The sequence below is a fragment of the Azospirillum sp. B4 genome, from assembly GCF_000333275.1.
Classification (GTDB): Bacteria; Pseudomonadota; Alphaproteobacteria; order Azospirillales; family Azospirillaceae; genus Nitrospirillum.
In genome coordinates, this window is sequence record NZ_BACU01000628.1 from 21,197 (window position 1) to 31,166 (window position 9,970).

General features: G+C 65.9%; 8 protein-coding genes. 5 read left to right on the forward strand and 3 right to left on the reverse strand.

What is annotated here, in order from left to right; translation table 11 throughout:
- Positions 1-2: 2 nt before the first annotated feature.
- Both I55_RS28110 and I55_RS28115 read right to left on the reverse strand, forming a co-directional pair.
- Positions 3-812, reverse strand: coding sequence for an enoyl-CoA hydratase/isomerase family protein (locus I55_RS28110; protein ID WP_044564039.1), 810 nt, complete (start codon positions 810-812; stop codon positions 3-5).
- 57 nt (positions 813-869) lie between these two features.
- A complete protein-coding gene (locus I55_RS28115; protein WP_085940134.1) occupies positions 870-2,972 on the reverse strand; it encodes a 3-hydroxyacyl-CoA dehydrogenase NAD-binding domain-containing protein in 2,103 nt (700 codons plus the stop codon).
- Between the two features lie 296 nt (positions 2,973-3,268).
- Between I55_RS28115 and I55_RS28120 the strand changes: the two genes are divergently transcribed.
- From I55_RS28120 to I55_RS28130, 3 genes are read left to right on the forward strand one after another with little or no spacing between them, the layout of a single operon-like run.
- The gene (locus tag I55_RS28120; protein ID WP_044564040.1) at positions 3,269-4,417 is read left to right on the forward strand and encodes an acyl-CoA dehydrogenase family protein; all 1,149 of its coding nucleotides are present in this window, start codon (positions 3,269-3,271) and stop codon (positions 4,415-4,417) included.
- Between the two features lie 48 nt (positions 4,418-4,465).
- Positions 4,466-5,800: an SRPBCC family protein gene (locus I55_RS28125; RefSeq protein ID WP_044564041.1), complete on the forward strand. Its 1,335-nt coding sequence runs from the start codon at positions 4,466-4,468 to the stop codon at positions 5,798-5,800.
- The gene (locus I55_RS28130; protein WP_044564042.1) at positions 5,800-7,446 is read left to right on the forward strand and encodes an FAD-binding protein; all 1,647 of its coding nucleotides are present in this window, start codon (positions 5,800-5,802) and stop codon (positions 7,444-7,446) included. The genes I55_RS28125 and I55_RS28130 overlap by 1 nt, the downstream gene beginning before the upstream one ends.
- 3 nt (positions 7,447-7,449) lie before the next feature.
- Here the strand turns inward: I55_RS28130 and I55_RS28135 are convergent, their stop codons facing one another.
- The gene (locus tag I55_RS28135; protein ID WP_044564043.1) at positions 7,450-8,442 is read right to left on the reverse strand and encodes a helix-turn-helix domain-containing protein; all 993 of its coding nucleotides are present in this window, start codon (positions 8,440-8,442) and stop codon (positions 7,450-7,452) included.
- 340 nt (positions 8,443-8,782) lie between these two features.
- Here I55_RS28135 and I55_RS28140 point away from each other — a divergent pair, with 340 nt between their 5' ends.
- On the forward strand, positions 8,783-9,160 hold the full coding sequence (locus I55_RS28140) for a hypothetical protein (RefSeq protein WP_044564044.1): 378 nt from the start codon (positions 8,783-8,785) through the stop codon (positions 9,158-9,160).
- A 160-nt stretch (positions 9,161-9,320) separates the two neighbouring features.
- Positions 9,321-9,773 carry a hypothetical protein gene (locus I55_RS28145; protein ID WP_145727923.1) on the forward strand — a complete coding sequence of 151 codons (453 nt, stop codon included), beginning with the start codon at positions 9,321-9,323 and terminating at the stop codon, positions 9,771-9,773.
- Positions 9,774-9,970: the final 197 nt, after the last annotated feature.

Genomic DNA, 9,970 nt, shown 5'->3' on the forward strand with positions numbered 1-9,970 from the left:
GCTCAATACCCTTCGAAGGTGGGCTTGCGCTTCTCCGCGAAGGCCGTCGCCGCCTCCTTGTAGTCATGCGTTAGCATGGTCAGGGATTCGTACGCGATGGACAGCTCCAGGATCTGGTTCAGCTGGGCCTTTAGCTGTTTGTTCACCGCGGCCTTGGACCAGCGCACCGCCCAGACGGGGTTGGCGGCGATTTCCGTCGCCACCTTCAACGCCTCCTCCAGGACTGTTTCCCGGGGGTGGGCGTAGTTGATCAGGCCCAGGGCGGCGGCCTCCGCACCCTTCAGCACCTTGCCGCGCATCAGGAATTCCTTGGCGCGCTGCGGGCCGACCAGCAGGGGCCACACGACGGCGCCGCCATCGCCGGCCACCAGGCCGACCTTGACGTGGGTGTCGCCCAGGCGGGCGTCGTCGGCCACCAGGCTCATGTCGCAGAACAGCGCCAAGGTCAGGCCCAGGCCGATGGCATCGCCATTGACCGCAGCGATCACCGGCTGGGGCGTCAACAGCATGTGTTCGAAGATGCGCAGCGTATTCTGCGGTACCCGCAGGGCGTACTTCAGCCCAAATTCGGTGCCGGCGCGGGCGGCCATCTTCTTGATATCCCCGCCGGCGGAGAAGGCGCGGCCGGCCCCGGTCAGGACGATGGCCTTGATGCTTTCATCCTGGGCCAGGTCCACCCAGATATATTCCAGTTCCTTGTGGTTCTCCGGCCCGACGGCATTCAGCTTTTCAGGGTCATTCATGGTGACGGTGGCGACACCGTTGCCATCGATCTCGACCTTCAGGAACTCGTACTTGCTGTAGTCAACCATCTCTCTCGTTCTCCCAGGGGCACCGCCTCGGTTGGACGGCACCGGTCTCTCGGTTCCTCAGGTGCGGGCTTTTTGCCACTCGGCGAAGGTCGTTCCCGCCGCCGCCAGCTCGTGCAGCAGGGGGGCGGGTTCCAGCGACGGGTCGTCCGTGTCGGCGCGGAAGGCCGTCAGCCGCTCCACCACTTTGGGCAGGCCCACCAGGTCGGCATGGAACAGCGGGCCGCCGCGCCAGCGGGGCCAGCCGAACCCATTGGCGAAGGTGACGTCCACGTCCGACGGCCGCAGCGCGATGCCGTCCACCACGACCCGGGCGGCTTCGTTGATCAGCGGATAAAGCGCGCGATCCACAATCTCCTCGTCGCTCAGCGGGCGGCGCTGGATGCCCAGGCGCGCCGAGGTGTCGAGGATCAGCGCCTCCACCTCCGGGTTAGGCAGGGGGGTACGGCCGCCCGGCTCATAGAGGTAATAGCCCCGGCCGGTCTTCTGACCGAACCAGCCCCGTTCACAGATCGCATCGGCGATGGGGAAGGGCGTGCCGCGCCGCTTGCGGATGGACCAGCCCACGTCCAGGCCGGACATGTCGTTGATCTCCAGCGGTCCCATGGGGAAGCCGAAGCCGCGCATGGCCCGGTCGATGTCCTGCGGCAAGGCGCCCTGCTGCAGCAGGCGCTCCACCGCCGCCGACCGCTTGGCTAGGATGCGGTTGCCGATGAAGCCGTCGCAGTTGCCGGACAGCACCGGGACCTTGCCGATGCGCCGACCCACCGCCATGGCCGTGGCGATGGTTTCCGGGCTGCTGGCGGCGGCCTTGACGACCTCCAGCAGCTTCATGACGTTGGCCGGGGCAAAGAAATGCAAGCCGACGAAGTCCTGCGGCCGGCCACTGGCAACGGCGATGGCATCCACATCCAGGGCGGAGGTGTTGGAGGACAGGATGGTGCCCGGCTGGGTGAGGGCGCCCAGGTCGCGGAAGATCTCAACCTTCACATCCATGTTCTCGAAGACAGCCTCGACCACCAGGTCGACGTCGGCCGCGGCCTTCCGATCGGTCGTGCCCTGGATCAGGGCCAGTTGCTCATTCCGGCGCGCTTCACTGAGCGAGCCGCGTTTTACCGAACTGGCGTAATTGGCGCGGATGCGGTCCATCCCCCGGTCCAGGGCGTCCCGCGTGGCGTCGATCAGCACCACAGGCAGGCCGGCGGCGGCGAAGCTCATGGCGATGCCGCCACCCATGGTGCCGGCGCCAACCACGGCGACCCGCGCTATCTCACGCGGTCGGGTGTCGGCGGGAAGATGGGGAAGCTTCGCGGCTTCGCGCTCTGCGAAGAACAGGTGGCGCAAGGCGCGGGATTGCGGACCGGCCATCAGCTCCGCGTTGGCCTTGGCATCCTCCGCCAGCGCTTCGTCCAGCGGCAGGGTGAAGGAGCGGCGGACCGAGGCGATGTTGGCCGCGGCAGCCAGCGGGCCGAAGGCCTTGGGCGCCAGCGCTTTGGCCTTGGCCTCGAAGGCGGCCGGGTCCGCCTGGGCCGCCGCCAGCTTCGCGGTCCGGTCCCGGACGGGGACGGCCGACTGTTTCTGGTCGATGATGGCGCGGGCATGGCGCATGCCCGCGGCCAGCGGTGCGTCATCAATGACGGCGTCGACGATGCCGGCCGCCACCGCCTCGGCGGCGCTGACGGGCTTGCCGGACAGCACATAGTCCAGCGCTCTCTCCGGCCCGATCAGGCGCGGCAGGCGTTGGGTGCCGCCGGCACCGGCGAACAGGCCCAGCGTGATTTCCGGCAGCCCGACCTTGGCGGTGGGCACCATCACGCGGAAGTGACAGCCCAGCGCCACCTCGAACCCGCCGCCCAACGCCGTCCCGTGGATGGCGGCCACGATGGGCTTGGGGGCCGTTTCCAGCGCCTTGATGGCCTGCTGCAGGGAGGGCTCCCGCTTCGGCTTGCCGAACTCCGTGATGTCGGCGCCGGCGAAGAAGGTACGGCCCTCGCAGGCCAGCACGATGGCCTTGACGGCGGCGTCAGCACACAGGGCCTCCACCGCGTGGACCAGACCTTCCCGCACGATGTGGCTGAGGGCGTTCACCGGGGGATGGTTCGCCAGGATGACGCCAATGTCTCCGTCGACGCGGATTGAGATCGCTTCGTTGATGCGTGTCATGGCCTAGGCCCCGTGTCACCGCTTGTGAGGAGGAAGGGCCGGCCTTGTGGACACGGGCTAAGCGGTGTCGGAAGCAGGGCCGGCTTGCCTTTCACCAGCGGTTTCGGCCCCTCGCCTGTCAAGAAAGGGGCCAGGGCGGGGTGGAGTCATCGCGGATACGTACACTTTGACCTCCGCGCTGGCGTTATTCGCCGCTCTCAGGAAAGTCGACTACCCCTGTCCATGACGGGCCCGGGCTTCCCCGGCGGCTTCAACGCCGCGACGGCTGGGCCAATTGCCAGGTGATGGAAAGATCAATGCATTTCAATCTGACCGATGAACAGTCGATGTTCCGCGATTCCGTGGCCGCGTTCGCCCGGCGCCATCTGGCCGCCGGCGCCCTGGCCCGTGCCCATGCCGATGACTATCCCTGGGATGTCGCCCGCCTGATGGCGGAGCAGGGCCTGCTGGGCATCACCGTGCCGGAGGAAAAGGGCGGCGTCGGGGGCTCCCTCATGGACGCGGTGATCGCCATCGAGCAGATCGCCGCCGTTTGTCCCCGCTCAGCCGACGTGATCCAGGCTGGCAACTTCGGCGCCATCCGCACCTTCGCCCAATTCGCCAACGAGCAGCAGCAGAAGGACTATCTGCAGCCGCTGCTGACGGGCGATGGGCTGATCGCCGTGGCCATGACGGAACCGGATGCGGGTTCCGCCGTCACCGAGCTGACGACGATGGCCGTGCCCGACGGCGACGGCTTCCGCGTGACCGGCCAGAAGATCTTCACCACCCATGGCCTGCACGCAACGGTCTTCCTGGTCTACGTCCGCTACGGCCCCGGCACGGGCAACATTGGTTCCGTCCTGATCGAACGCGGCCAGGATGGCTTCACCTTCGGCAAGCCGGTCCGCTTCCTGTCGGGCGAGGAATGGAACCCGCTATTCTTCGACAACGTCTATGTGCCCAAGGAAAAGGTCCTGCTGGGCCCCGGCGGTTTCAAGAAGCAGATCGCCGGCTTCAATGTGGAGCGTATCGGCAACACGGCGCGCAGCCTGGCCCTGGGACGCTACGCCTACAATATTGCGCTGGAGCATGCCAAGACCCGCAAGCAATTCGGGCGCCTGCTGTGCGACTTCCAGGGTCTGCAATGGAAGTTCGCGGAGATGAAGGTGAAGCTGGACGCGGCTCAACTGCTGCTCTATCGCGCCGCCGCCAATGCCGACGCCGGCCTGCCCTCGGCGGAGGAAACGGCCATCGCCAAGGTCGCCTGTAACCGCGCGGGCTTCGACTGCGCGAACGAGGCCATGCAGATCATGGGCGGCGCCGGCTTCAGCGAGGACGGGCTGGTCGAATACTGCCTGCGCCGGACCCGCGGCTGGATGATCGCCGGCGGCACCATCGAAATCCTGCTGAACCGCATCGCCGAAACGGTCTTCGACCGGCGCTTCGCGCAAGCGCCGGCGTGATGGGCCCAGCATTCGGCACAAGACAGAACATCAGGGAGGAACAGGGCGATGACCGACAGGATCGACGCGCCGAAACTGGACAAGGACCGGCCTGACGTGCGGCCGGATTTCGTTCCGGCCGCCAGCTACATAGCGCCGGAATACGTCCGGCTGGAAAAGGCGCGGCTGTGGCCCCGGGTGTGGCAGATGGCCTGCCGCGAGGAGGAGATCGCCCAACCGGGCGACTACTACACCTACGACATCGCTGATGAGTCCATCACCGTCGTCCGGCAGAAGTCCGGCGCCATCGCCGCCTACTTCAACGTTTGCCCCCATCGAGGGCGGCGCTTGACCGCGGGCTGCGGCCATACTGCCCGCCTGCATTGTAAGTACCATGGCTGGAAATGGACGCTGGACGGCAAGCCGGCGGACGTGATCGACCGTCAGGACTGGGGCGACTGCCTGCAGGACGCTGACATCACGCTGCAGGCGGTGAAGGTTGGCACCTGGGGCGGCTGGGTCTTCATCAACATGGACCCGGACTGCGAGCCCCTGGAGGAATTCCTGGAGCCCGCCAAGGCCATTCTCGATCCGTTCGAGTTCGACAAGATGCGCTATGTCTGGCGCAAGAGCATCGTCATGCCCTGCAATTGGAAGGTGGCGTTGGAGGCCTTCAACGAGGGCTATCACGTTCAGACGACGCACCGCCAGCTGCTGGCCTATCTGGACGACATGACCTACAGCGCCGCCAAGGGCAAGCACGGCATGTTCGGCTATGCCCCCAACCGGCTGTACGGCCTGCCCAGCCCGCGGCTGGGCGAGGCGAAGGGCGACATGCGCCGGGGGCTCTACCTGTTCAACAAGGAAATCTGGGACACCCTGCAGGCCACCACGACGAAAGAGATGCTGGCCGCCGCCGCCCGCCTGGTGGAACTGCCGGAAGACGCCGACCCCTATGCCATCTACGGCGCCTTCGCCCAATTCCATCGGGAGGAGGCGGCCAAGAACAACCGGCCCTTCCCCGAGGTGCCGGTGGAAACGTTGATCGCCGCCGGCACCGACTGGCACATCTTCCCCAACCTGGTCTTCCTGCAGCAGCCGACCAACGTGCTGTTCTACCGCGCGCGGCCCAACGGCGACGACCCCGACAGCTGCATCTTCGAGATCAATGTCATCGAGCGCTTCGCTGAGGGCGCCAACCCCGACGTGGCGGTGGAGCACGGCGCCGACTGGGCCAAGGTCGACTGGGGCCTGATTCTGGAACAGGACTTCCAGAACATGGGCGAGGTGCAGAAGGGCATGAAATCCCGCGGCTTCAAGGGCGCGCGGCCCAGCCCGGTGCAGGAGCGCGCCATCAGCAACTTCCACGAAACCCTGCATCACTATCTGTGGGACAAGAACTGATGAGCCAGTGGGACGAAACGGCCGACTTCGTGATCGTCGGCTCCGGGGGCGGGTCCATGGCCGCCGGCCTGTACCTGAAGTCCATCGGCAAGCAGCCGCTGATCCTGGAGAAGACCGACAAGATCGGCGGATCCACCGCCATGTCCGGCGGCGTGCTGTGGATTCCCAACCACCCGCTGCAGGCCCGTTTCGGCGTCCAGGACAGTGAGGAGGCCGGGCGCCGCTACCTCAACGCGGCGGTGGGCCACGACGCCGGTCCCGGCTCGACGCCTGCCCGCAAGGAAGCCTTTCTCAAGGCCGGGCCGCCGATGGTCAGCTTCCTGGAAGGTCAGGGAATGCAGTTCATCCGCGCCGAGGGCTGGTCCGATTATTATGACGAGCTGGACGGCGGCTGCGCCCGCAGCCGGTCCCTGGCCGCGCCCATGCTGGACGCCCGCGACATGGGCCCACTGTTCGACAAGCTGCGCATGGGCCCCATGGTGGTGCCGCTGCCCGTGGACCAGACGCGCAACATCACGTTGGCCACGCGCACGCTTAAAGGCATGTGGGAAGGGGTGAAGCTGCTGTTGCGGCTGCGGCGCATGGCCAGGACCGGCAAGCCCATCCTCAGCTACGGCGGCGCGCTGCAGGGCCGCATGCTGATGCTGTCGGAAGCCAAGGGCGTGCCCATCCGCACCAACTGCGGCATCGTCGACTTGGTGGAGGAGGAAGGCCGCATCATCGGCGTGGTGGTGGCGCAGGATGGCCGTCGCCGCCGAATCCGCGCGCGGGATGGCGTGCTGATCAACGCCGGCGGCTTCTCCCACAACAAGGCCATGCGCCAGAAATACGGGCCGTCGCCGGCTTCCACCGAGTGGACCAACGCCAACCCCGGCGACACGGGCGAGATGATCGAGATCGCCCAGGCCCATGGCGCCGCCCTGGATCTGATGGACCAGGCCTGGTGGGTGCCCGGCACCCTGCCGCCGAACGGCGCCGTCTTCATGCATGTGACCGACCTGTCCAAGCCCCACGTCATCGTGGTGGACCAGGACGGCCGGCGCATCATGAACGAAAGCCAGTCCTACATGGCCAACGGCCAAGCCCTGTACAAGGCCGGCGTTCCCGCCTGGGTGATCATGGACAGCCGTCACCGCCAGCGCTACGCCTGGGGTGTCCAGCCGCCAGGACAGACGCCGGACGATTGGAAATCCAGCGGCTATATGAAGTCGGCCTCCACCATCGAAAGCCTGGCCACGGCCATCGGGCTGGATCCCGCCGCCTTGCGGCAGACGGTGGACCGCTTCAACGGATTTGCCCGAACGGGCAAGGACCTGGACTTCCATCGTGGTGAACGGGCCTACGACAATTGGTTCGGCGATCCCCGCACCAAGCCCAACCCGAACCTGGGCACGATCGAGAAGGCACCCTTCCTGGCCTTCAAGATGGTTCCGGGCGATGTGGGAACCGCCGGCGGCATCGTGACGGACGAGCATGCGCGGGTGCTGCGCCCGGACGGGTCCGTCGTCGAGGGGCTCTATGCCACCGGCAATTCGACGGCGTCGGTCATGGGGCGGGTTTATCCCGGCGCCGGCGCCAGCATCGCCGCCTCGTTCGTCTTCGCCTGGCTGGCGGCCCACCACGCGGCTGGACGGCCCGGCTGGTGATGGTCAGCCCTGGGCAGTCATGTCCCGGGGCTGTTCCCTTTCGCCGGCGGCGCGATAGCGGCTGGCGCTCATGCCCGTGTGCTGTTCGAAGACGGCCCGGAATGAGCGCAGGTCGTTATAGCCCACCATGTTGGCGATTTCTGCGATGGTGCGGTTGGTCCGGCGCAGCAGGTGCTTGGCGGCGGACACCCGCTGCTGTTGGACATAGTGGCGGGGCGTGGTGTTCAGCTGCCGCTCGAAATGACGGATCAGGGTCTGGTGGCTGACCGACAGGGCCTTGGCCAGGTCGGTGATCTTGACGTCTTCGGCAAAGCGCTGCTCCAGCCAGATTTGGGCCTGCACCACCAGGGGGTCGGTGCTGTCGAAATCCGCCGCCATCTCATCCAGCCCGATGACCGGGCCCAGCCACCGGCCCGTGGGCCGCGACGTCACCCGTTCCACGGCGCGGCTGACCATAGCCACCTCCGTCCCTAATCCCCGGCCCAGGATGAAGCGACCCTGTTCAACGATGGGGTTGCGCTCGTCGATCTGCACACGCGGATAGCGCTGCCGGAAGAAGGAGACGAGGGGCCGGGGCACGGGGACCGCCAGCGACCCCAGCAATCCCGCTGCGGCCAGTAGGGTGAGGGCGGTTCCGCCGGCGGAAATCAAGGCGCCGCTGTTGTATTGCCAACGCAGCCAGGCGCAAACCGAAGCCGCTTCGCTGAGGCGATTTTCCAGTGCTTCCAGTCCGTCAAAGATGAAGCTCGACACATGCACTAGGTCATGCCCTTGGCCAAATTCCAGCGCGCCATCGGTGGTCAGGCGCCGCCCATCGGCGAGGAGAAGACTGCCGCCGCCTGGCTTCAGCAGCCGTACCTTGGACATGAGGGTCGATTGATCGCGGGTGCGGAACAGTTCCTCCACCCGAATGCGGACGAGCGAAAACAGATCCTGGAATGCTCCGACGCTGGACAGGCTGGTCCCATCGATGCCCACCGTCACGAAATCGGCCATGCCCCGCTCCTGTTAAAAACACCCCCCTTGGATGTTGATTATGCACCTATTGGATCGACAGTGCCCATTGCAATATTGGGTATACGGTTGGGGTGCCGAAGAATGTGCCCCACGACGCTGAGACGACCCTTGTGCGATGAAATCGACGGGACGGGAAGCGTAGGGAGGAAAATAGGGCCCCTTTCTCACTATAACGGGTCCTCTGCTTGGAACTGTATGCCGCCTCTCTCTTGGGAGGGGATGGATGATTTCTGCCGGATTCCACTTTTTGTGATCGTCGCTACCGCATGCCGACGGTCGTCGAGGATATTTGGCCTTTCGAGAGCCAGGGGATGGGCACATGAACAGGGTTGAACACGACAACACACGGCTGGCCAGCGTCACCCAGGCGATCTGGGCGCTGGTGGATAAATTGGCCCCCCGTCGGATTTACATGACGGCCTCCAGTTCCGACGAACCCGGTTCCTTCGACTGGGACTTTTTCATCGTCCTGGACAATGACGCCTCCCGCCGGCTGTGGGATGGCACCTTCGCCGAGAACGTCCTGTCCGGGCTGGGGATCAGGAGCCAGGTCACGGTGGCGGGCGTTGACGACTTCCGCAGCGCGTTGCAGGTGCCGCATTCCCTGGCGGCCCAGGTGGTGGAGGAAGGACATCTGGTCTTCGCCTCCCGCCAGCACCAGCACCAGGAGCCCCCGGCCCACCGACTGTCGGCGTGATCCACCCCCTTAAATCGGCTATGCGATGAGCGGGCCGAAGCCGTCAGTATCGTTCATGCGATACTGATGTAGGGGTGATTGTGCCAGCATCTCCAATCCCCTAGCGTCAATGACGCGACGTCCAATGAGGCGTCGCCGCTTGGGGAGGGAGGGCTGCGCCGTGCTTCGGTTCAATCATATGGAATTGACCGTCCAGCGTGGCTTCGTGGCGGCCCATGGGGCCGACGTGGTGCGTTTCTTCACCACCATCTTCGGCTTCCGCCAGGGGGCTTTTCCCGGCCTGGAGACACCCCACCTCATCCTGACGACGGATGAGGAAGCGAGCCAGTTCCTGTTCATCTGCGAGTCCGACACCCCCAGTTCGGCCCCCGGTGACGATCATCTGGGTTTCCATCTGGATACGGCGGCGGACATTGACGCCTGCCTCGCGGCTTGCCGGCATTGGCAGGAACAGGAGGGCGGGGTCGAGATCCGCGTCCTGGACGATCTCGACCTCGAGCAGACCCTGACGCACGCCTTCTACGTGCGGTACCGGTTGCCGATCTGGTTCGACATCCAACATATCGCCGCCAAGCCGGGGTTCGAACCGGCGCGGCGCTGGCGCTTCGGCTGAGCCGGCGCAACCCGGCCGGACATAAAACAAAAGACATCAAGGGAGGAAGGTTTGCGAAAGACGCGCGTGAGCGCGGTCGTCTGCGTGTCGACGGCCGCCATCGTCTGGGCGACATTCGGACAGGCGGAAACGCCGGTTCCGCCCACCGGCCAGGACACCATCACCGAGGTGATCGTCACCGCCCGGCCCGGAGAAAA